The sequence below is a fragment of the Haloarchaeobius litoreus genome, from assembly GCF_024495425.1.
GTDB classification, from domain to species: domain Archaea; phylum Halobacteriota; class Halobacteria; order Halobacteriales; family Natrialbaceae; genus Haloarchaeobius; species Haloarchaeobius litoreus.
In genome coordinates this window covers 959,812-980,182 of record NZ_JANHJR010000002.1, presented here as the reverse complement: position 1 = coordinate 980,182, position 20,371 = coordinate 959,812, and the positions used below count along the sequence as shown (strand labels likewise).

19 protein-coding genes and 2 tRNA genes are annotated in these 20,371 nt (G+C 66.7%); 8 read left to right on the top strand and 13 right to left on the bottom strand.

Annotation, left to right across the window (positions count from 1 at the left end):
- Positions 1-35: 35 nt before the first annotated feature.
- Positions 36-755 (bottom strand): protein sorting system archaetidylserine synthase, encoded by a 720-nt coding sequence (locus NOW55_RS11800; protein WP_256400290.1) that lies wholly within the window; start codon positions 753-755, stop codon positions 36-38.
- 110 nt (positions 756-865) lie between these two features.
- Between NOW55_RS11800 and NOW55_RS11795 the strand changes: the two genes are divergently transcribed.
- The 4 genes from NOW55_RS11795 (at position 866) to NOW55_RS11780 (ending at position 5,094) form a co-directional block, all read left to right on the top strand.
- Positions 866-2,230 (top strand): NAD(P)/FAD-dependent oxidoreductase, encoded by a 1,365-nt coding sequence (locus NOW55_RS11795; RefSeq protein WP_256400289.1) that lies wholly within the window; start codon positions 866-868, stop codon positions 2,228-2,230.
- 145 nt (positions 2,231-2,375) lie between these two features.
- Complete coding sequence (locus NOW55_RS11790; protein WP_256400288.1) at positions 2,376-3,389, top strand: nicotinate-nucleotide--dimethylbenzimidazole phosphoribosyltransferase; 1,014 nt, start codon at positions 2,376-2,378, stop codon at positions 3,387-3,389.
- Entirely contained in the window at positions 3,386-4,714 is a 1,329-nt protein-coding gene (locus NOW55_RS11785; RefSeq protein WP_256400287.1) for a cobyrinic acid a,c-diamide synthase, read from the top strand. Before NOW55_RS11790 ends, NOW55_RS11785 begins: the two co-directional genes overlap by 4 nt.
- A 95-nt stretch (positions 4,715-4,809) precedes the next feature.
- Positions 4,810-5,094, top strand: coding sequence for a translation initiation factor eIF-1A (locus tag NOW55_RS11780; RefSeq protein WP_256400286.1), 285 nt, complete (start codon positions 4,810-4,812; stop codon positions 5,092-5,094).
- Between the two features lie 254 nt (positions 5,095-5,348).
- Here NOW55_RS11780 and NOW55_RS11775 read toward each other — a convergent pair.
- The 10 genes from NOW55_RS11775 to tatA form a co-directional block, all read right to left on the bottom strand.
- Positions 5,349-5,423: transfer RNA gene (locus NOW55_RS11775), tRNA-Arg, on the bottom strand.
- Between the two features lie 61 nt (positions 5,424-5,484).
- Entirely contained in the window at positions 5,485-6,234 is a 750-nt protein-coding gene (locus tag NOW55_RS11770; RefSeq protein ID WP_256400285.1) for a DUF7289 family protein, read from the bottom strand.
- Positions 6,231-6,767 carry a DUF7266 family protein gene (locus NOW55_RS11765; RefSeq protein ID WP_256400284.1) on the bottom strand — a complete coding sequence of 179 codons (537 nt, stop codon included), beginning with the start codon at positions 6,765-6,767 and terminating at the stop codon, positions 6,231-6,233. The genes NOW55_RS11770 and NOW55_RS11765 overlap by 4 nt, the downstream gene beginning before the upstream one ends.
- Positions 6,764-7,804, bottom strand: a complete 1,041-nt coding sequence (locus NOW55_RS11760; RefSeq protein WP_256400283.1) for a hypothetical protein — start codon at positions 7,802-7,804, stop codon at positions 6,764-6,766. Before NOW55_RS11760 ends, NOW55_RS11765 begins: the two co-directional genes overlap by 4 nt.
- Positions 7,798-8,430, bottom strand: coding sequence for a DUF7288 family protein (locus tag NOW55_RS11755; RefSeq protein ID WP_256400282.1), 633 nt, complete (start codon positions 8,428-8,430; stop codon positions 7,798-7,800). Before NOW55_RS11755 ends, NOW55_RS11760 begins: the two co-directional genes overlap by 7 nt.
- A 4-nt stretch (positions 8,431-8,434) precedes the next feature.
- Positions 8,435-8,941 carry a DUF7287 family protein gene (locus tag NOW55_RS11750; protein WP_256400281.1) on the bottom strand — a complete coding sequence of 169 codons (507 nt, stop codon included), beginning with the start codon at positions 8,939-8,941 and terminating at the stop codon, positions 8,435-8,437.
- 5 nt (positions 8,942-8,946) lie between these two features.
- Positions 8,947-10,986 (bottom strand): type II secretion system F family protein, encoded by a 2,040-nt coding sequence (locus NOW55_RS11745; protein WP_256400280.1) that lies wholly within the window; start codon positions 10,984-10,986, stop codon positions 8,947-8,949.
- Positions 10,983-14,675 (bottom strand): ATPase, T2SS/T4P/T4SS family, encoded by a 3,693-nt coding sequence (locus NOW55_RS20795; protein ID WP_368407756.1) that lies wholly within the window; start codon positions 14,673-14,675, stop codon positions 10,983-10,985. Before NOW55_RS20795 ends, NOW55_RS11745 begins: the two co-directional genes overlap by 4 nt.
- Before the next feature lie 621 nt (positions 14,676-15,296).
- Positions 15,297-15,369, bottom strand: a tRNA-Arg gene (locus NOW55_RS11735).
- A gap of 28 nt (positions 15,370-15,397) precedes the next feature.
- Positions 15,398-15,718: a twin-arginine translocase TatA/TatE family subunit gene (gene tatA / locus NOW55_RS11730; RefSeq protein WP_256400279.1), complete on the bottom strand. Its 321-nt coding sequence runs from the start codon at positions 15,716-15,718 to the stop codon at positions 15,398-15,400.
- Positions 15,719-15,833: 115 nt separating this feature from the next.
- Between tatA and NOW55_RS11725 the strand changes: the two genes are divergently transcribed.
- The 3 genes from NOW55_RS11725 (at position 15,834) to NOW55_RS11715 (ending at position 17,204) form a co-directional block, all read left to right on the top strand.
- Positions 15,834-15,983 carry a hypothetical protein gene (locus tag NOW55_RS11725; RefSeq protein WP_256400278.1) on the top strand — a complete coding sequence of 50 codons (150 nt, stop codon included), beginning with the start codon at positions 15,834-15,836 and terminating at the stop codon, positions 15,981-15,983.
- A 43-nt stretch (positions 15,984-16,026) separates the two neighbouring features.
- Entirely contained in the window at positions 16,027-16,839 is an 813-nt protein-coding gene (locus NOW55_RS11720; protein ID WP_256400277.1) for an HD domain-containing protein, read from the top strand.
- Between the two features lie 65 nt (positions 16,840-16,904).
- Positions 16,905-17,204, top strand: a complete 300-nt coding sequence (locus NOW55_RS11715; RefSeq protein ID WP_256400276.1) for a hypothetical protein — start codon at positions 16,905-16,907, stop codon at positions 17,202-17,204.
- A 48-nt stretch (positions 17,205-17,252) separates the two neighbouring features.
- Here the strand turns inward: NOW55_RS11715 and NOW55_RS11710 are convergent, their stop codons facing one another.
- The gene (locus tag NOW55_RS11710; RefSeq protein WP_256400275.1) at positions 17,253-17,822 is read right to left on the bottom strand and encodes a DoxX family protein; all 570 of its coding nucleotides are present in this window, start codon (positions 17,820-17,822) and stop codon (positions 17,253-17,255) included.
- 182 nt (positions 17,823-18,004) lie between these two features.
- On the opposite strand from NOW55_RS11710, the gene NOW55_RS11705 reads away from it, so the two are divergent.
- On the top strand, positions 18,005-18,202 hold the full coding sequence (locus NOW55_RS11705) for a XapX domain-containing protein (RefSeq protein WP_256400274.1): 198 nt from the start codon (positions 18,005-18,007) through the stop codon (positions 18,200-18,202).
- A gap of 328 nt (positions 18,203-18,530) precedes the next feature.
- Here the strand turns inward: NOW55_RS11705 and NOW55_RS11700 are convergent, their stop codons facing one another.
- Positions 18,531-20,366, bottom strand: a complete 1,836-nt coding sequence (locus NOW55_RS11700) for an FAD-binding protein (protein WP_256400273.1) — start codon at positions 20,364-20,366, stop codon at positions 18,531-18,533.
- Between the last annotated feature and the right edge of the window lie 5 nt (positions 20,367-20,371).

Here is a 20,371-nt window from a genome sequence, read left to right as displayed (position 1 = left end):
TCACGTTCATGCGCGAGTGTCGGGCCAGCGACTCCCTAAGCGTTTCCATACAATTTCGTGACGACCCACCCGCCGCGCCAGTAGAACAGGGGTCCTGCCACGAGGTAGGCCAGTCCGAGGGTGAGCAGCGCCCAGGGGAACGTGCGGCCGAACTGGTAAGGGATGAGGACGGCGAGCGCGTGGACGACGCCCATGAGCAGCGCGTCACGCGCGAGCAGGTCGGGGTAGCGGACGGTCGAGACCATCAGGTAGACGAACGCGGCGGTGCCGACGAGCAGCAGCATCGGGTCGTGGACGCCACAGAGCACCGTCGAGCCGATGATGGTCGCCGCGAGCGTCGTCGGGACGCCCTCGGTGTACTCGTCGCCCGCGTCGTACGCCGTGTACATGCCGAGCCTGACGACGCCCATGGCGACGAATAGAGCCGGGATAACCGCCGTCGCGGCGGTCTTCGCGGTGAGTGGGTCGAAGGAGACGGGCCACGCGGCGTCCACCGTCGCGTAGACGAGCACCGCGGGCGCGACACAGAACGTCGCCACGTCGGCCAGCGAGTCGAGGTACGGGCCGACCTGCGAGCCGCCGGCGTAGCGCGCGACGACGCCGTCCAGCCCGTCGGCGATGGCCCCGAGCAGCACGAGCCGTGCGGCGAGTTCGACGTCGCTGAAGGCGACGACGACGGCGACGAACCCGAGTGCGGCGTTGGCCGTCGTCACCGCGTCGGCGGGGCCGAGCCGGCCGACGAACCGGGGGAGCATACCCACCGGTTCACCGTCCCCGTTTTACGCTCTTTCGGTCTCGACGGGCCGCCGATGGTGACCGGTTCACGACCCGGCCGGCTAAGGAGTCCCGGACCCAAGTGGGACCCATGCGAGTCGCCGTACTCGGTGCCGGATACGCCGGAGTCACACTCACCAAGAAACTCGAGAAGCGGCTCCCGGAGGACGTGGAACTCGTCCTCGTCGACGACACGGGCGTCCACCTCGTCCAGCACGAGCTCCACCGGGTCGTCCGCCAGCCCTCCCTCGCCGACGTCATCACCATCCCGCTGACCGACCTCGTGGACCGTGCTGAGGTGCGCGAGCGTCGCGTGACCGGCGTCGACCGCGAGGACCGCGTGGTCCGTTTCGCCGACGGTACGACCATGTCCTACGACGTGGCCGCGGTCTGTCTCGGCGCGGAGACCGCGTTCTACGACCTGCCGGGCGTCGAGGAGCACGCGACGCCGCTGAAGCGGCTCGAACACGCCCACCGCATCCGCGAGGAGTTCGACGCCGTGCGCGGGACCGAGGGCCACGTCGTCGTCGGCGGGGCCGGGCTCTCGGGCGTGCAGGTGGCCGGGGAGCTCGCCCAGGTCGCCGCGGACGACCGCGAGGCGAAGATGGAGGCCGAGGCCGCCGAACAGGAGGAGGTCCGCATCTCGCTCGACGAGGCCGACGCGGAGCCCGCGACCGACGTGGACGACGACCCTGCGGACGACGCCGTCGACGCGGCCGAACCGTCGGCGGACCCGGGCGACGACGAGTTCGACACGGGATTCGACGAGGAGTTCGACGACTTCGGCGAGTTCGACACGCTGCCCGAGGCGGGTGTGACCGTGACGTTGCTCGAACAGTTCGACAGCGTCGCGCCGAACTTCCCCGAGCGGTTCCAGCGCGCGGTCCACGACCAGCTGGTCGAGCGCGGCGTGGACGTAAGGACGGGCACGACCGTCGAGCGCGCGACCGCGGACGCGGTCCACCTCGAAGACGGCACCACCATCGAGTACGACCAGTTCATCTGGACCGGTGGCATCCGCGGGCCGGACGCGATGGCGGGCGAGCGGCCGGTCGTCCGGAGCACGCTCTCGCTCGACCGGACGACGTTCGCCGTCGGCGACGCCGCCCGGATGGTCGACGACGACGGCGAGGCCGTCCCGGCGAGCTCCCAGTCGGCCATCCGCGCCGCCCGCGTCGCAGCGGAGAACATCGACCGGATGGTCGAGCACCTCAGCGACGGCGAGCCGGGCGACTTCGACCCCCGGCTCGACCGCTTCGACTTCGAGTCGCCCGGCTGGCTCGTCTCGGTGGGCGACGGCGCGGTCGCACAGGTCGGGCCGACGGTGTTCACCGGCAGAGCCGCGCTGGCGCTGAAGGCGAGCGTCGGTGGTGGCTACCTCTCCTCGGTCGGGGCGGTGAGGAACGCCGTCGACCTCGTCAACCGGGAGCTCGGTATCGACCCCGGCGACGACTGACGCCCGGTCCGCGGGTACGTCTTCGGCGCGTTCCCGCGACCGACTCATTAAAGTGCAGTTGTTCTAGATACGACGTATTGATGTTCCGAGCGAGCCGGGGGCGGACCCGCGGGGGCGACGGTCAGAAACGGCAGGTGACGACGCCGTGAGGCTCGTCGTCGTCGCGGGGTCGACGCAGACGGCGGCCATCGACGGCATCAGCGCCGCAGGTGCCGACGCGGACGCGCTCCGTCACACGCCGAGTGCCGACCTGGAGATTCTGGAGTACGGCGAGCCGGTGCGGTCGCCCGTCGTGCCCGTCAGCCCGACGGGCTGTCCCACCCCCGCGGTCGCCACCCGCGCGGTGCGCGAGCACGTCGGGTTCGACGTGACCGCCGTCGACGCCGGGCTGGCGCGGCCGACGGGCGCACCGACCGTCGACCTTGGGGACGAGCCTGGGGCGGACATCAGGGACGTGGACCCGGTGCCGAACGCCGAGCGGCTGTTCGAGCGGGCGAGGTCGTTCGCCGCTGGGCTCCCGGACGACGAGCTCGCGGTCGCGGAGACCATCCCCGGGGGGACGACCACGGCGCTCGGGGTGCTGACCGCGCTGGGCGAACGCCCCGCCGTCTCCTCGTCGCTCCCGGAGAACCCGCTGGATCGCAAGCGCCGTGTCGTCGAGGCCGCCCTCGTGGCGAGCGACCTCGAGCCCGGCGGGGCCGCCGGCGACCCGGTCGAGGCCCTCCGACGGGTCGGTGACCCGGTACTCGCGGTCGTCGCCGGGTTCGTCGTTGGCGCGACCGAGACGGACACGAGGGTCAGGCTCGCAGGCGGGACCCAGCTCGCTGCCGCCGCAGCACTGGCCCGGCACGCCGGGGTCGATACCGCTCTGTCGCTCGAAACCACGTCGTTCGTCGCCGACGACGACAGCGCGGCGGTCCACGGACTCGCCGACGACCTCGACCTGACGCTGCGTGCGACCGACCCGGGCTTCGAGCAGCGTGACCACCCGGCGACGAACGCTTACGTCGCGGGCGAGGCGAAGGAGGGCGTCGGCATGGGCGGGGCGCTCGCGATGGCTGCCCGCGACGGCGTCTCGATGGCGACGGTCCGCGAGACCGTGGTCGACCTCGTCGAGGACCTGCTCGCGACCCGGGCCGCCGGCGAGCCACAGCCGTGAGAGGCGTCGTCCTCGCCGGCACCAGCTCGGGCGTCGGCAAGACCGTCGCGACGCTCGCGACCATCCGAGCGCTCCAGCGCGAGGGCCACGACGTACAGCCGGCGAAGGCCGGCCCGGACTTCATCGACCCGAGCCACCACGCACAGGTGGCAGGGACGCCGTCGCGCACGCTCGACACCTGGATGGAGGGCGAGGACGGCTGCCGCCGGAACTTCCGCCGCGGCGACGGCGACGTCTGCATCGTCGAGGGGGTCATGGGGCTGTACGACGGCGACGTGTCGAGTACGGCGGCGGTCGCTGCGGCCCTCGACCTCCCGGTCGTCCTCGTCGTCGACGCGAGCGGAGGGATGGAGAGCGTCGCCGCCACGGCGCTCGGCTTCCGTGCCTACGCGGACGAAATCGACGTCGACATCGACGTGGCCGGGGTGCTGGCCCAGCGCGCCCACGGCGGTCGCCACGAGCGGGGTATCCGCGACGCGCTCCCCGACGAGCTGGCGTACCTCGGGCGCGTCCCGCCACAGGAGGGGCTGGAGATTCCGGACCGTCATCTCGGACTCCACATGGGCGACGAAGCTCCCGTCGACGGGGACGCGCTCGACGCGGCCGCGGAACACGTTCGGGTGGGCAGACTGCTCGAACTGGCCTGTGAGGCCCGACGGCCGACGGAGAGGGGTCGGTCTGGCCAGCCGACGACCGACGCCGACCAGCACCCGACCGTCGCGGTCGCCCGCGACGACGCCTTCCGGTTCGTCTACCCCGCGACGATGGAGCGCCTCCGTTCGCTCGCGGACGTGACGACGTTCGCCCCGGTCGCCGGCGACGACCTGCCCGACTGCGACGCGGTCTACCTGCCCGGCGGCTACCCGGAGCGGCACGCGGCCGCACTCTCGGACGGCCCCGCGCTCGCGTCGCTTGCGGACCGCGCCGCCGAGGGACTCCCGGTCCTCGGCGAATGTGGCGGCCTGATGGCACTGTCCCGGTCGCTCACGACCGCCGACGGCGACTGCTACCCGATGGCCGGCGTCCTCCCCGCCGACGTACGACTGCACGACCGCTACCGGGCGCTCGACCACGTGGAAATCCGTGCGACGGCTGACGGCCCGACGGCCGCGACGGGCGACCGGCTCCGCGGTCACGGGTTCCACTACTCCTCGGCCGAGCCCGACGGCGACGCCCGGTTCGCCTTCGCCGTCGAGCGCGGCGACGGCATCGCCGACGGACGGGACGGACTGACCGAGTACCGGACCGTCGGCACGTACTGTCACGTCCACGCGGCGAGCGGAGCGTTCGACCGACTGGTCGGAGTGGCCGCAGGGGACGGCTAACCCGGCAGACAGCGTCGCTCTACGTCCTCTGCCGGGGATGAGTTGGTGTGACGTTCTCTCGGAGGATTTAACCGTCGTTCCTCCCTATATAGGTTGTGAGTGAACACGAAGAGCGGCGAAACCTTCGGATGCCCAACAGCGACGAACTTTTCGCCACAGTGACGGAGCACCTCGGTGGCAACCACGTACGCGTCCACTGTCAGGACGGCGTCGAACGACTGGGACGCATTCCCGGTCGGATGAAGTACCGAACGTGGATCGAAGTGGACGACGTGGTCCTCGTCGAGCCGTGGGACTGGCAGGACGAGAAGGCCAACATCGAATGGCGCTACACCAGTCAGGACGCCGATCAGCTCCGCGCCGAAGGCCACATCCAGTAGACCCACTGTCGCGTGTCGTCAGCGTGAGCGACTTCTGACCGAAGCCGACTCCGTGAGCGACTGCGCCGGACTGCGCTCACGATGACCAGTCCGGGTCTGCAGAAATAACCGCCAGATGGCGAGGGGGAGCGTCAGGGAACAGCTTGGGCTCCGATTCCAGGCCCCGATCGGGAATCCTCGAATCGGCCGGATTCTACCGTTTGGAACCGTCTCTCGGTGTTTCTGTATTTGCTGCAGAACGGGGTAATTTCGAGTGGGCGCTGCAGGATTTGAACCCGCGGCAGCTTGGTCCGAAGCCAAGTACTCTGTCCAGGCTGAGCTAAGCGCCCGTATCTACTGGTAAGAGGACAGTCCCTTTTAACTCCCGCGATTCCAGAGCGGGGGAGGGCGTCACCGTGGGGCAGGAATCTCGACGTCGATGACCGTCACTCGAACGACGACGGTGTCGGCCGAACAGCCGTACTCACCGCTTCCGAGGTCGTCCCAGCCGTTGTCGACGAGATAGCGGTCCCAGGCATCCCCGAACGCGCTGTTCGAGAACGAGAGGTTGACGCTCTCGGCGGCCGAGCCGCTGCCCTGTGCGCTGTACAGCACCTCGGAGCTGCTGGCCCGGGCCTTGACGAGGACGTTGCCGTCCCCGCTCTGAGCGGTCGCGTTGTCCGGCACGAGGACGACGAGTGAGACGACGGCGCGGTCACCCTCGCAGAGTAGCGACGGCTCGTTGTACATCGCCGACGCGTCGCCGTCTCGGCGGAACGCGGCACCGTTCTCGTACCCGATTGTGGTGCCGTCGACGGTGTACTGTATCGAGCCCGTGGTGTTGGTCCCGCTCCAGAGGGTACTCCCACCCGAATCGTTCACCCAGACCTCGAACTCGCTCTCCCGGCTCAGCTGGATGGTGCCGCCGTTGAGCTTGAACTCGCCGTTGCGGGCGACTGCCCGGCCCTCCTGGACGTCGTCGAACACCGTCGACAGGGCGTCGAACGCACGGGCTGCGTTCGTCTTCTGCTCGGACTCCTGGAAGTCGCTCAGGCTGCTGAAGCCGACGCTGTACACCAGCCCGACCGAGGTGATGATGATGGAGAAGACGAGGACGAACGCGAGCACGTCGCTCACCGACCGGTCGTCGAGGGCGTTCATGCGCTCACCCCCGCGACCCGCGGGACCGACGGCGGTGCCAGCGCGGGTGGCCGCTGGCTGCTGATACTGATCGTCGAGCCGTCGTAGACGATGAAGAAGTCACCGCCGCTGACGCTGCTCTCGGTGATGGGCGTCGTGGCCCGGAACGGGACGATGATCTTGACGTCGGCCTGTGGCGAATCCATCACGAGACAGGCAACGTCAGCGTCGCTCTGATACGTGCCGCACTCCGCGGCACCGGTCCCGTACAGCGACACCGCGTACCCCGTTCCCGACACCTGTGTGGGGTGGTTGGTCTGCAGGACGATCTGCCCGCTCGCACCGTCGGCCTCGTGGTCGACGTTCGCGATGTCCTCGGCCATCCGGTTCCCGAGCGTCCGCAACTCGGTCTGGGCGGCACCCGTCTTCCGTTCCTCGAGCAGGCCGCTCGCGCCGAGCAGCAGACCCGCGACGAGGATGGTCGTGATGCCGATGGTCAGGACGTGCGTCAGTGCGATAGAGACACCACGGTCGTCTGTCGGTTCTCGTATCATCGTGTGCTGTTGTAGACGGGGACGGTGGCTGTTCGCGTGTACGATGCAGACGGCGAATCGTACTCGACTACGACGCTCGCTTCCCAGACGATGTAGCTGTAGTAGGGCGCATCACCGCCGGCCACCCCGACACTGGTACCGAAAGACCCAGTCTCGAAGGCGGTCGTGCTCAGATACGCCGCGTACTGGCCCGAGACGTTACCGCCGTTCCGGAACTGCACCTCGTACCCGTCGGTGCTCGAGACGGGGCGCAGGCCGCCGAGGAACTCGAAGCAGTTGCGCCCCTCGATGGAGCCGTTGACCAGGTCCACCTCGGCGGTCGGGCCGACCGAGATGTCACAGACCTCCGTCCCGCCCTCCTCGTACCAATCGAACGAGGTCGTTCTGGGGTCTGTCGCACTGCTGTTCTCGGCGAGATACACCGTGACGTTCCCACTGCCATCACGGGTGAACCAGACGTTCCGCCACTGCCAGTCCCCACTCTCGTTGCTGCCGAGTACCGAGAGGTGGAACGCACCGGTCTGACTGATGTCGAGCGAGTCACGTTCGAGCGTCAGCTCGAACCGTCCGACATCCGAGTGGGTGCCGGTCGTCGGCGTCAGCGTCCAGTTGGCCTGGGTCGGCGACGCGCTCCGTGCCCGGAAGTCGCCGGTCGCCGACTGGGACACCCGCAGTCCGTACTCCGAGCTAGACTCGTCGAGCGAGGCGTTCACCACGGTCGGCTGGGACCGGGCGTACAGCGACTGCCAGACTGCACTGAGGTTGCTGGCGTTGTCGTTGACAGCTGTCGCTAGCTCGCTCGTGGACGCGAATTCTCCCTCGTTCACCCGGTACGCCAGCCCGGCGACGCTGCCACCGCCCGCGTGACGGACCTGTTCTGCCTGGTTCACCGACGAGACGGTTCCGGTCGAGTCGACGTTCTCGGCGTACAGGCTCGTGTTGAACACCACGACGATGCCGAGGACGATGAACGCGATGGCGAGCGCCCCGACGAGCACGATCTGTGCACGCGAGGGCTCCTCGTCCAGTCCTACCATATGATCACCCGGATGACGACCACGTTGTAGATGGGACTGTCCTCGAACTCGTTCGCCTCCGGAATCGGGAAGCCGGTGGTGTTGTATGCCTCGTGGAGGGTGGGACACGTCGACGCACAGTCCCCGAGGATGCGCTGGTCGTCGTACAACGTGACCGTGTAGGTGGTCGATACCGCTGGCGCGTTCTCCGATCCACGACTGACCATGGCCACCTGTTCCGTGTCGGTCCCGTTCCGGTAGGAGACGAAGATGCTGTACTCCTGCTCCTGTTCGCCGAAGGTCTCGTTCAACATCGCGCCGAACTGCGTCCCGTCGGCGTCACACGAACTGACGTTCGGAGGTGGGTCTACGCCGTAGCCTCGGTCCCGCGACTGTCCCTCCGCGAAGTACGGCTCCGACGACTCGTTCCAGTACCGGACCTGACAGGAGAGGTCTCCGTCGTCCGCACTGATGATCATGATGTCGTTGGCGGACGTCCGGAGCTGCTCCTGGATGTCGAGGCTCACCGACCCCGACGTGGTCGGAAGGATGACGACCGACTGGAACGCGAAGAGGATGGCCGTCAGTAGCAGTATCGACCCGATGAACCCCTCGAGCGTGTACGCCTGTGACCTGTCGTCGTTCATCGTATCACCACACCCTCACCACCAGCACGCACTGGACGTCGCACCGGCTACCGGAGACGAGTATCACCCTCGTCGTCGACGCTGCCGGCGTCTGTGAGCGATACTCGTCCCCAGCCACTGTTCGGTTCCCGTTCACCTGCAGTACGGTCCTGCCGCCACCCTCCTGAACGTTCATCACGGTGACGTTGACGTCCGCCGACGCCCGCAAGCCGAAGTACTCCTGCAGGTCCTCCTCGGTCGGGTTCGCGGTGATGAACGCATCGAGCTCGGTCGCGTTCAGCGTCCGTGGCTCGCCGTCGACCGTGAGGTCGCTGATCATCGTCCCCGCGACGCGGTCGGACTTGGCCGTGATGTCGTCGCCGACCGGCGACCCGAACGGGCTCAGGAGCGTCGGCAGGAAGCCGAACGTGAACCCGACTGTCAGCAGGAAGACGCTGATGCCCACCGCGAAGTCCTGCGTGGTCTGGCCCCGGTCCGAACCGCGCTGGAGCGTGTTTCCCGTCGTCTTCATCGTTCTCATGCCACCGCCGCCCACACGACGAGTGCGATCGTCATCAGCACGAGGACGAACTTCAGCCCGCTCAGGATGTCCGCGTCGCGGATGTAGCCCGCGATGAGCCCGGACAGCAGGGCCTGCATCGTCACTGCGTGGAAGAACAGCAGCGAGAGCCGCCCGGTGTTGACCGCACCACCGAGGCTCGGTCCACTGGACGCACCGCCGCCACTGGCGTCGTTCAGCCCGGTCAGCACGTCGAGGAACTGCGTCTTCAGGATCGCCATGACTGCGAGCAGCGTCAGGTAGGTCATCAGGATGATGACGACCTGCATCCTGGTGCGTGACTTGCGCTCACGCTCGATGTCGTCCTGGTTCTCCGACGCCTGTGCGGCCGTCGTCAGCACGTCCGTAATCTGGCTGGAGGCCTCCTGTGCCTTCGAGATGAGCTTGACCGTCCGTGCCATGCGCGGGATGTGGTACTTGTTGTTGAACTCGACGAGGGCGTGCTTGAGGCTCATCCCGTAGTTGACCTTCGCGTGCATCGTCTCGAACTCGGTCGCCATCTTCCCGCTCGTCGTCTCGGAGACCGTCCGGAGCGACTCGAGCAGGGTCTGTCCGGTGTCGTTCGCACTCGACAGCTTCCGCAGGTTGTCGGAGATGCTGTTCGTGATGACGCTGCGCGAGCGGACGTTCCACTCGCGGAACACCGCCAGCGGCAGGACGACGATGTAGGTCGGCATGTAGATGTACATGAACGTCCCCCAGACCGGCTGGTCGATCATCCCGTCCCACGAAGTCGGTATCGCGCCGGAGACCATCGCGACGACCGTGATGACGAGCACGAGCGGGATCGTCAGCGTCAGCGTGTACAGTGGGTTGTCCCGGAAGAAGATGTGCGGTGCCTTGAGCACCTGCATCGTCTCGTAGGTCCCCTCCTTGTTCTTGATGCGGTCGAACATCGCGTACTCGCCCGTGAACTCCTCGACGAGGCCGAGGTTCAGCAGGCCCGACCCCTTCTGGACAGAGAGGCGGTCGTCGGCGTCGGCCGGGTCGAGATAGCCGTCGCCCGGCTCGTCCTGCTTGACCGTCGAGACGAGCACGAGGAACCCCGCGCCCGTCATCGGGATGAGGCCGTACACCGTCGCGTACAGCATCATCGGGTCGGCCTCGCCCAGCATCCGCATGATGACCAGGATGATGATGAGCAGGAGCGGGAACAGCGACAGCGTCATGTACATCTCGCCGAACAGCTCCAGCGTCTCCAGGGTCATCTCCTGTTGCTGCTTGGCGGTCCGCATGTGCTTGTCCTTCTTGTCCTTCAGGAAGTTCTCCATGTCACCGCCTGAGTTGACGATGGAGAGCATGTCGGTGAGGAACTGCGCGACCTCGTCGCTGGGCGTCTCCATCGCCTGGTTCCGGATGGCTGTCCGGTAGTCCGTGTCGAAGTACTCCGTCTCCTGGACGATGGACTGGAACTCCTTCGCCACCTCCCCGTAGGTGTCCTCGGCCTTCGCCATCGCCTCCAGGATCTCGAGCTGGTTCAGCCCGCCGACGGAGAGCGCGTACATGAACGACACCGCGTCCGTCAGCAGCATGTTGATCTCTCGTTTCCGTGCCGACGCCCGCGAGTACGGCACCGCGACGAGCGCGCCGAAGCCCATCGCGAAGCCGATGGAGCCGAGGAACAGCCCGGTCACGACGACCAGCGCGGGGACCTTGATGGCGTTGATGATGTCGACGAGCGTCTGGTTCGGGATGGTCGCCCCGAGGATGTTGTCCGTCGCGACGATACCGGTCATGAACAGCAGGTAGCCGATGGCCGTCCCGAGCGCCCACAGCGCCCCTCCGGAGAGCACTCCGATACCGAGCGAGCGCGAGAGGTACATCTCGACGGTGTCGGCCATCCGGGCCTGTGCGAGTTTCGTCTCCACGTCGGCGACGAAGTCGGAGTTCTCGTCGAACAGCCGCTCGTACAGCGGGTAGAACATGTCCCCGAGCGAGTCGGTGGAGGCGTCGAATCCGCTGCTCTCACCGGCGTCGGTACGGGTCTGGAGGCTCATTCGGCATCACCGTCACCGCGCTCCTCGTCCTCCGCGTCGCCGAAGACGCTGTCCTCACCGTCCGCTGCTCCGTCCGCATCGTCGGAGCCACCGAAGATGGTGTCGTCATCGTCCTCGGCTTCGTCGAACATCCCGGCGTCCTCCTCCTCGACCTCCTCGGCGGCGGAGCCGAACATGCCTCCGTCGTCCTCGTCCGCGTCGTCGTCGCTGCCGCTGAAGATGCCGCCGCTCTCGTCGCCGAAGATGGAGTCGACCTCCTCGTCGTCCTCCTCGAAGAACTGCTCGTCCTCGCCGCCGAAGAACGCCTCCTCGTCGTCGATGGGCGCGGACTCCTCGGATTCGTTCGCGGTATCAGCGTCTGCCGACGCCTCTGCGGACTCGTCACCGACAGCTGCCGCGTCGGCGTCGCCCGCGTTCTCGACGCCCGGTTCCGTCGTGTCCGCGACCGATGCGTCGGTCGCATCGGAGTCGGCGGAGTCCGCCTCGGTCGCCGTCTCCTCCCGCGCCCCGGCGTCGAACATCGACTCGCCGCCGGAGTCGTCGGCGTCCGAGAAGATGGGCTCGTCGGCGTCGGCGTCGTCGAACGTCGGCTCCTCCTGGCCCTCGTCGAGCGCCGGGAACTCCGCGCTCACATCGCTCGCACTCTCCTCGAGTTCGGGCGTCTCACCGCCGGCATCGTCCGTGGTCGACGCGTCGGTGACCGGAGCCTCGCCGTCCGGCCCGTCGTCGGTCGCTGGCTCGTCGCCCGCGCTCGTTCCCGCCTCGAGCTCCGGCGTTCCCTCCGGTGCCGGTTCGGTGCCACCGGCCGCCCCGGCGTCCGCCTGGGCCTCGGCGGTGTCGTCCGAGCTCGCCCCGAAGCCGGCGTCCTCGCCGAAGTCGAAGCCGTCGCCCTCGTCGCTCAGCCACGACGGGCCGTCGTCGACCTCCTCGTCCGTGCCCGAGAACGAGAAGTCATCGCCGTCGTCGTCGCCGAGCTCGAACGGGTTGTCGTCGCTGCCGACGGAGTCCCCGAAGTCGAAGTCGCCCCCGTCGCCGGGTTCGGCCTCGATGGAGGACTCCTCCTCCTCCATGCCCGAGCCGGAGATTGCAGACTCGATGCCGAGCCCGCTCAGCTCCTTGTCGCGGTACTCCTCGAACAGCGACTCCTCGGCGCGTTCGAGGATGTCCTGGGCGAGGTTGTACGTCTCGTCGTCGGGGTCCGGCCGGGGGACCAGCTCCTCGTCCTCCGGGTCGACGTCGATGTAGACGGACTCCATCTCGCGCAGGTCGTCGAGGCTCTCCTCCAGCTGCCCGTTCGCGATGAGCGCGAGGATGGTCTCGGGGTCGTTGACGAACGCCTGCACCGTCGCGGCGACCTCGACGTACTTGCTGAGCCCGTTCTTGATGAGATAGGCGAGGATGACCCGGCGCTGGAACAGCTCGTCATCCAGCCGTTCGCGGTTCCAGCCGCGGTCGAACTCGATCTCCTCCAGGGTGTTCGACTCACCCATCTTGAGGAACTCGTCCGTCTCGGCCTGCCACTGGTAGACGTCCTGAACGTTGATCTCGTCGTTCTCGGCGTCGTAGTGGTTGATCTCCGTGATGTTGCGGTTCCGACGGACCTTGTTCCCGCTGACACGCGTCTGGGTCTGGATGGACACCAGGTCCAGCGCGGTGAACATCGTCTTCGAGACGTTGATGGGGTCCGTGGTGAACCGCTTCAGGACCTCGCCCACGGAGTCCGCGTGGAACGTGGTGTACGTGGTGTGGCCGGTCGACATGACCTGGAACAGCGTCCGACCCTCCTCACCACGGATCTCACCCATGACGATGTAGTCCGGGCGCTGGCGCAGTGCGGCCTCCAGCAGGTCGAACTCGTCGACGTCACCCTGGCTGTCCTCGCTGAACGAGGGGCGGGTGACGCTCGCGATCCAGTTGCGCTGGGGCAACTCGACCTCGCGTGTGTCCTCGATGGAGACGATCTTCGAGTTCGAGGGGATGAACAGGGAGATCGCGTTCAGGCTCGTCGTCTTCCCCGACGCCGTCCCGCCGGCGAAGATGAGGGACTTGTGGTTCTCGATGCATAGCCAGAGGAACGCCATCTCGTCGAGCGAGAACGTGTTCCAGTTGATGAGGTCGATGGGGGTGAACGGGACATCGTTGAACTGACGGATGGTGTAGTTCGTCCCGTGGTCGGACACCTCGCGTCCGAGCGTGAGCTGGGCACGGGAGCCGTCCGGCAGCGTCGCGTCGACCTGCGGCCGCCGCTTCGAGATACCCTTGCCGGAGCGCTGGGCCAACTTGACCACGAAGTCGTCCAGCTCGTGGTGCCCGTGGAAGATGTTGGAGATGATCTGCTCGTAGCCGCTGTGGTAGACGAAGACGGGCGAGTTGTGCCCGTTGCAGGAGATGTCCTCCACGTTGATGTCGTGCTTGATGGGGTCGATGCGTTCGTAGCCGATGAAGTTCCGTTTCAGCAGGTAGAGCAGCTTCTCGACCTGGTACTCGTTGAGTGTGTCGGCGTTCTCCGCCACCACGACGGGCTCCGGACGTGCCTTGATGCCGTCGAGTGCCTCGGGTGTGCCTTCGAACCCCGCGTCGACGGTCTCCTCGTCGTCGGCCGTGTCGAACATCTGGCGGATCTGCTGGACGATACCGCCACCGCCGCCGGAGGACCCGCGCCCGCGAGTCGATCCCGAGAACAGGTCGTACCGCCTCAGCAGCCGCTTCGTCTCGCGGTCGATGACCTCCCGCCGGGCGTCCTCGTCCCCCTCGACGGTGACCTCGTCGTCGGAGTACTTGATGGCCGTCCGGAGCTTGCCGGACATGAACTCCTGGAGGTCGCCCTCGATCTCGTTCATGTGCGGCTCGATCGCGTAGTACTTCTTCTCGTTCTCCTTCTCGGAGTGGAAGATGATGACGAACGCGTAGGGCTTGTTCACCCAGTAGCGCTCCTCCTCGCGGAAGTGGAGCTTCTTCTCCCGCGGCACCGCCTTCTCGAGGTCGTACCGGTTGACGACCGTCGTGTTGCCCGCGTCGGTCGAGAAGAACTCGTCCTCGTCCTCGTGCGTGACGTTGACCGTGCGCTCCTCGACGAGGTCGTCGAGCTCCTGTGCGAAGTCGTCTGCCTGACTGAGGACGCCCTCGGTGTCCTCGGCCTCGAACCCGAGGTACTCCTCCTCGTCGAACTCGACCGTCTCGCCGGCCGAGTCGGTCGGAATCGAGCCGTCGTCCTCGTAGTGGTACTCCCACTTGAAGTGCTCCCACGTCCACTCGTCCTTGACGACGGGGGTGGTCTCGGGGTCGCAGTAGGCGGCGAACTCCTGCCAGAGCCACTTGCCGTTCGCACCCGCGTATTCGGTTATGTTGTCTGCCAGTTCGTCCGGGTGATAGCCCAGGTACACCTCGGGGTCGAACTCGACCTTGTCCCACGCCGAACCGTGCGGTGCCGTTGCAACTTCGCCCTCGCTGTTGCCCAATCCGAGGCGTTCTGAATCCTCCGTCGTCTGTCGGTTGACGCCCGCGTACAGCGCCGAGACTTCGTCCTCGTACCCGTACTCCTGCATGAAGTCCCGCCACGTGTACTCGCCCACTCTGGTGTCCGAGCCCTCGACCGGACGTTCAGGGGGGCCGTCACCCGACGTGGAGGCCGATTCATCAGTCCCCTCGAACTGATTCGCCTCTGAACCGTCGGCGTCGTTAACAGCCATTGACTACCCCTTTTCCTACGCGAGCAAAAAACCTTCCACCGATTATCAGATCTGAAACCCAGCCAGCTATCCCGTCAGTATGGTTAGTTATTCTCGTATTACCCGCCCGCCCACTTGCGATTAGCGGTCAGCTTCGGCAGCTACGTATCCGCTTATTTTCCCCACTTTCGCCATAATACTAAAGTCTCGTTCTATGCATTCGTCCCCGAATGGACAGAATTAAGTGTCGGATTCGCCCATGCTGGGGTTCGCCAAACCGTTATACGCGGCCGTGTCAGACGTCCACATCAACCGTCTCCGCGCACCCACCGACGGCGTGCGGTCGCGCGCCGAGTCCGCCCGTCGAACGTCCCGACAGTCCTCTCGCACGTACGAACCAGACTCGTCGGTCGACTGGCTGTCCTGCTGCCAGCGTGGGAGGGTTCCCTCCGAGGTCCTGCTCGGTCGCGTCGCCCCCTGCGCAGGCTGGGACTCGCAGCGTCCACGAACCCCTCTCCCGCTGCAGTCACCCGCGTTCGCTCGTGACAGGCAGCGGGTGTGGTGGGATTCGAACCACGGTCGGAGCACGCTCCTCCCTGCTTCGAACCCACCGCCCGTTATCACGGCTCGCTCGCCGGACAACGGGCGTGGTGGGATTCGAACCCACGATCTGAAGGTTAGGAACCGTCCGCCCTATCCACTAGGCCACACGCCCTCGATATCTCGTCCGCGAAAAAAGCCGGTTACTTCGAGTCGGAGTCGGTTTCCGTCTCCGTCTCCGTCTCGGACTCCGTGTCGATCGGGTCCGGCTCGACCGTCGCGTCCGAGCTGGCGGAGCCAGTACTGCTCGAACCCGTGTCGACCTTGGTCCCATCGCGGATTTCTTCGAGTTCCTGTTCTACCTCTTCTCGCCCCTTCTGGAATTCACCCATCGCCTCACCGGTGGAGCGTGCGATCTTCGGAATCTTGTTGGCTCCGAAGAGCAGCACGACCACGAGGAAGATGAGCACGACTTCGGGAGCGCCCAGTCCGCCGACGAACAGCGGTGTGGTTGCAAGTGCCATCTCTACGCGATGCTTGCCCGCTGGTAATTATAACCTTTTTGCTCGACCCATATGTGAAACTGACGTGGATTCGGTAACCGAACGGCCTTTTCCGGTCCACTCACATGCACCGTCGATGGTAGACGTAGGCGCCGACGCACCCGATTTCACGGCACCGATGGCGAACGGCGACGTCGAACAGGTCGCCGTCGAACCGGACCACGATACGGTCCGCGAGGCCGCCGCGGCTACCGCCACCGCCCCAATCGGGGCCGCCGCCGACTGATCACACCCACCCCTTTTGTACTCGGGGAGACGAGTGAAACGGTATGAGTGACACCGAAGAGAGCCAGTCTGCCGGCCGTATCTACCGCCCCGGCGAGCCGCACGCCTTCCCCGACGACCGCCTGAACGATGTGCTCGACTTCGTCGAGAACGACCCGGAAATCACGACCTACCTCGAGGCCCAGAACGTCAACGCCGTCGACCGCAAGGGGTACAACGACCACGGCTCGAAGCACATCTCCATCGTCCGTCACCGGGCGCTCTGCCTCTACGACCTGCTGAAGCAGGCCGGTATCGAGTTCAACGGCGCGAGCCAGCAGGGCCTCGACGAGGCCGACGAGCCGGTCATCATCGCGCTCGCGGCGACCCTGCACGACATCGGCCACGTCGTCCACCGCGACTCGCACACCTACTACTCCATCCCGCTGGCGGCCGACGAGCTCGACCGCATCCTGCCCGAGTTCTACAAGAAGCCCGACGCGGTTCGCATCAAGGGCGAGGTACTGCACGCCATCCTCTGCCACCACACCGAGGAGCAGCCACTGACCCGCGAGGCGGGCGTCGTCCGCATCGCCGACGCGCTCGACATGGAGCGCGGCCGCTCGCGCATCCCGTACAAGAAGGGCGGGCGCGGCATCGATACCCTCTCCAGTCAGGCGATACGGAACGTCTCGCTCCAGACCGGCGACGACTACCCCGTGCTCGTCGAGATCGAGATGACGAGCGCCGCAGGCGTCTACCAGGTCGACAACCTGCTGAAGGCAAAGCTGCAGGGCTCGACGCTGGAGGAGTTCGTCCGCATCGTCGCCGTTCAGGCGGACGAGACCGACGAGCTCGTCGAGCGCATCGAGCTCTGAGACGCCGGGTCAGGACCGCCGGCTGCGAGCGCGACGTTGATGTGTCTCCCACCGGTAGCCCAGGTATGGCACGCGACGACGGCGACGACCGCGAGTGGCCCGACCCGCCGGGCGTCGGCGAGGACCGCAGCCGTGACTGGGGGCGACTCCGGTTCCGGCTCGCCTGCTCGGCCGTCGTCTCGCTCGTGCTCGTCGTCGTCTTCTGGGGCTACATCACGGGCTTCCTGCTCGACGCACTCTGGCCGCCACAGGAGCCGCTGACCCGCTGGGCGACGCTCGTTCTGCTGCAGGTCGCCGGGTTTCTCGTCCTCCCACTGCTGGTGGGTGGACTCGTGGGCGACGTGCTCTACGACAGGTTTCACTGAAACACTGGAACGAAAGGAAAAGCCGCCGAACCCACGCCCGCTACCGCCTCAGCCGAGGATGTAGCGCAGCGCCGGGTACTTCTCGACGAGGGGTTCGCCACCGAGCTCGTACCGCTCGATGTAGGTGTCCAGGCCGAGGATGCGGCCCGCACCGAACGCCGCGATGGCCAGGAACACGAGCATGTAGGCGAAGTCCCCGTTGATGACGCCGTGTTCGACGCTCCAGTTCCCGAAGTAGAACATGAGCATCATGAGCGCGCCGAAGAGCGCCGCGAGGCGGACCAGCGCACCGACGATGAGCCCGAGACCGATGAGGAGCTCACCCCACGGGACGGCGACGTTCACGAAGTCCATGAACATGGGTGAGGCCGCCATGGCCGCGAACATCCCCTCGAGCGGGTTGCCGTTCGCCGCCGCGACGTTCTCGATGTAGCCGTTCGCCGTCCACCCGCCGGCCGCGACCTTCTCCCAGCCGGCGTAGAGGAACGCGTACCCCATCATCAGCCGGAGTGCGAGCACGAACCACGCGCTCAGGCTGTGTGCCTTGCCCTTGACGGTGATGCCACCGAGTTTGCTCTCGAACGTGTTCGCGCCGGCCGATAGTTGATTGGTTGCCATTGTTCTTTCCTCCTACACTCATACAGATGTCCGGACAGAACGTATATACCGGCTGTAGTTCCCGATTCACGGGAACGAGAGGCGGGGGCGACTTTGGGTCAGTTCCGTGCGTGTATGGTAGCATGGTCCTATCCCGGAATGGAACGGCTTTTATTCGCGGGCGAGAGACCACTGAGGTTGCCATGAACACGATGCAGGTCTTCCTCGCCACGCTCACCGGCTTCACGGTCGGTGCGCTGTTCAAGTTCGTCGAGATCCCCATCCCCGCTCCCCCGAACCTCGCGGGCATCATGGGTATCGTCGGTATCTTCCTCGGCTTCCAGGTGATGTCGGAGCTCGGGGTGACCATCGACGACCTGTTCACCGCACTCGGGCTCTGAGGTCGGACCGGGGGTACTCTCCGCCAGCCGGGAGATACGAGTTCTGTTCTGTCCGTGCTGGAGTAGTTATTTGGCTCCAGTCCACGTCCGATGATCCATGTCCCGCGGTCGACCGCCCTCCGCGTCCCGCAGCAGACCTGACTCCATGCCACGGGCGAGGCTCCTCGTGCTCGTCGTCGTCGCCCTGATGATTCTCTGGGCGATGTTCTTCATGTCGACGCCGGAAGCGCACGGCGTCATCCCGTAGCCGATGCGCTGTGTGAGTGCGGTCGACGGGTGAGCGTCGAGCCGTGAGAAAACGACGGCCGAAGCCCCGACCGAAGGGCCCTCAGTACGAGCGTTCCTTCGGCTCGTACGTCTTGTTCTCGCCCTCCAGGATGGTCGGGCGGTAGAAGATGGTCGGGTCGCCGTCGTTCCAGCCGACGAGCGTGTGCTTCAGCCACTCGTCGTCCTTGCGCTCCTGGTGCTCCGCGCGCCAGTGCGCGCCGCGGAACTCCGTGCGCACGAGCGCGCCGAGCGTGATGGTCTCGGCGACGTCGATGAGGTTGCGCGTCTCGATGGTCTGCTGGAGGTCGGTGTTGAACGTGCGCGACGGGTCGTCGACGTAGACGTCCTGGTAGGCCTCGCGGATCTCGCGGATGTCACGGAGTGCCTGCTTCAGGCCCTCCTCCTCGCGGAAGACGTTGACGTTCTTCGTCATCGTCTTCTGGAGGTCCGCGCGGATCTGGGAGTGCTGGACGCCCTCGTCGCGCTCCATCAGGGTCGCGACGCGCTCGCGCTGGGCCTCGACCTCCCGCTCGACGACCGCGTCGGCGTCGGCCGCGACCGCACCGCCGTCCGCCGCGACGCCGCCGGTGTCCATGCCGACCTCGCCGGGCTGATACGGGAGTTCGGTGTCGTCGTACTCGATGTCGCCGCGCTCGCCCGTCTCGATCTGGGCCTCGCCGAGGTCGCCGCCGGCCGCGTGCGTTCCGGCACGCGCGCCGAAGACGATGAGCTCGGGCAGGGCGTTGCCGCCGAGGCGGTTCGCGCCGTGGACCGAGACACAGGCCGTCTCGCCCGCGGCGTACAGGCCGTCGATGCAGGTGTGACCGTTCTCGTCGGTCTCGATGCCACCCATCTCGTAGTGCTGGCCGGGCTTGACCGGCATGGGCTCCTTCAGCCCGTCGACGCCCTCGAAGTCCTCCGCGAGGTGGAGGATGTTCTCCAGCCGGTCGACGATGCGCTCCTCGCCGAGGTGGCGCATGTCGAGCATGACGTACTCGTCCTCGAAGCCGCGGCCCGCGTTGACCTCGGTGAGCTCCGCACGTGAGACCACGTCACGCGAGGCGAGCTCGCCGTCGTTGTTCGCGTAGCCGTGCTCGAACATGAACCGCTCGCCGTCGGCGTTGTAGAGGATACCGCCTTCGCCGCGGACACCCTCGGAGATGAGCACCCCCGTGCTCGGGAGCGTCGTCGGGTGGAACTGGACGAACTCCATGTCCTCCATCGGGACGCCAGCGCGGTAGGCCATCGCGTAGCCGTCACCGGTGCAGGCGACCGCGTTGGTCGTGTGGTCGAACGCCTGTCCCGGACCGCCGGTCGCGAGGATGACCCCGTCGTTGGCCTTGAAGCCAGCTATCTCGCCGGACTGCACGTCGTAGGCGACGATGCCGTGACAGGAGCGGTCCTCGGGCGTCTCCTCGTCGGTGACGGCGAGGTCCATCACGTACCACTCGTCGTACACCTGGATGCCCCGCTTGACGACCTGCTCGTACATCGTGTGCAGCAGGTGGTGACCGGTCTCGGCACCGGCGTAGGTCGTCCGCGGGAACGAGAGCCCACCGAACGGGCGCTGGGAGACGCGCCCGTCCTCCTCGCGGGAGAACGGCATGCCCCAGTGTTCGATCTGGAAGACCTCTTCGGGGGCGTCCTGCGCCAGCGTCTCGATTGCGGGGGCGTCACCGAGGTAGTCCGACCCCTTCATCGTGTCGTAGGCGTGGAGCTCCCAGTCGTCACCCTCGCGCAGCGCCGCGTTGATGCCACCCTCGGCCGCGCCTGTGTGGCTACGGACGGGGTGGAGTTTCGTGACGATAGCCACGTCCGCTCCTTCTTCCTGGGCCGCGATGGCGGCGCGGAGTCCCGCGCCACCGCCGCCGACCACGATGACGTCGTGTTCGTACATTGTTG

Bases quoted from the DNA above. Each gene is read 5' to 3' on its own strand.
- NOW55_RS11760 (WP_256400283.1), bottom strand. From the start codon at position 7,804: ATGGTAGGACTGGACGAGGAGCCCTCGCGTGCACAGATCGTGCTCGTC.
- NOW55_RS11750 (WP_256400281.1), bottom strand. From the start codon at position 8,941: ATGAAGACGACGGGAAACACGCTCCAGCGCGGTTCGGACCGGGGCCAG.
- NOW55_RS11770 (WP_256400285.1), bottom strand. From the start codon at position 6,234: ATGAACGCCCTCGACGACCGGTCGGTGAGCGACGTGCTCGCGTTCGTC.
- NOW55_RS11795 (WP_256400289.1), top strand. From the start codon at position 866: ATGCGAGTCGCCGTACTCGGTGCCGGATACGCCGGAGTCACACTCACC.
- NOW55_RS11725 (WP_256400278.1), top strand. From the start codon at position 15,834: ATGGTAGACGTAGGCGCCGACGCACCCGATTTCACGGCACCGATGGCG.
- NOW55_RS20795 (WP_368407756.1), bottom strand. From the start codon at position 14,675: ATGGCTGTTAACGACGCCGACGGTTCAGAGGCGAATCAGTTCGAGGGG.
- NOW55_RS11720 (WP_256400277.1), top strand. From the start codon at position 16,027: ATGAGTGACACCGAAGAGAGCCAGTCTGCCGGCCGTATCTACCGCCCC.
- tatA (WP_256400279.1), bottom strand. From the start codon at position 15,718: ATGGCACTTGCAACCACACCGCTGTTCGTCGGCGGACTGGGCGCTCCC.
- NOW55_RS11800 (WP_256400290.1), bottom strand. From the start codon at position 755: ATGCTCCCCCGGTTCGTCGGCCGGCTCGGCCCCGCCGACGCGGTGACG.
- NOW55_RS11715 (WP_256400276.1), top strand. From the start codon at position 16,905: ATGGCACGCGACGACGGCGACGACCGCGAGTGGCCCGACCCGCCGGGC.
- NOW55_RS11710 (WP_256400275.1), bottom strand. From the start codon at position 17,822: ATGGCAACCAATCAACTATCGGCCGGCGCGAACACGTTCGAGAGCAAA.
- NOW55_RS11745 (WP_256400280.1), bottom strand. From the start codon at position 10,986: ATGAGCCTCCAGACCCGTACCGACGCCGGTGAGAGCAGCGGATTCGAC.
- NOW55_RS11765 (WP_256400284.1), bottom strand. From the start codon at position 6,767: ATGATACGAGAACCGACAGACGACCGTGGTGTCTCTATCGCACTGACG.
- NOW55_RS11700 (WP_256400273.1), bottom strand. From the start codon at position 20,366: ATGTACGAACACGACGTCATCGTGGTCGGCGGCGGTGGCGCGGGACTC.
- NOW55_RS11705 (WP_256400274.1), top strand. From the start codon at position 18,005: ATGAACACGATGCAGGTCTTCCTCGCCACGCTCACCGGCTTCACGGTC.
- NOW55_RS11755 (WP_256400282.1), bottom strand. From the start codon at position 8,430: ATGAACGACGACAGGTCACAGGCGTACACGCTCGAGGGGTTCATCGGG.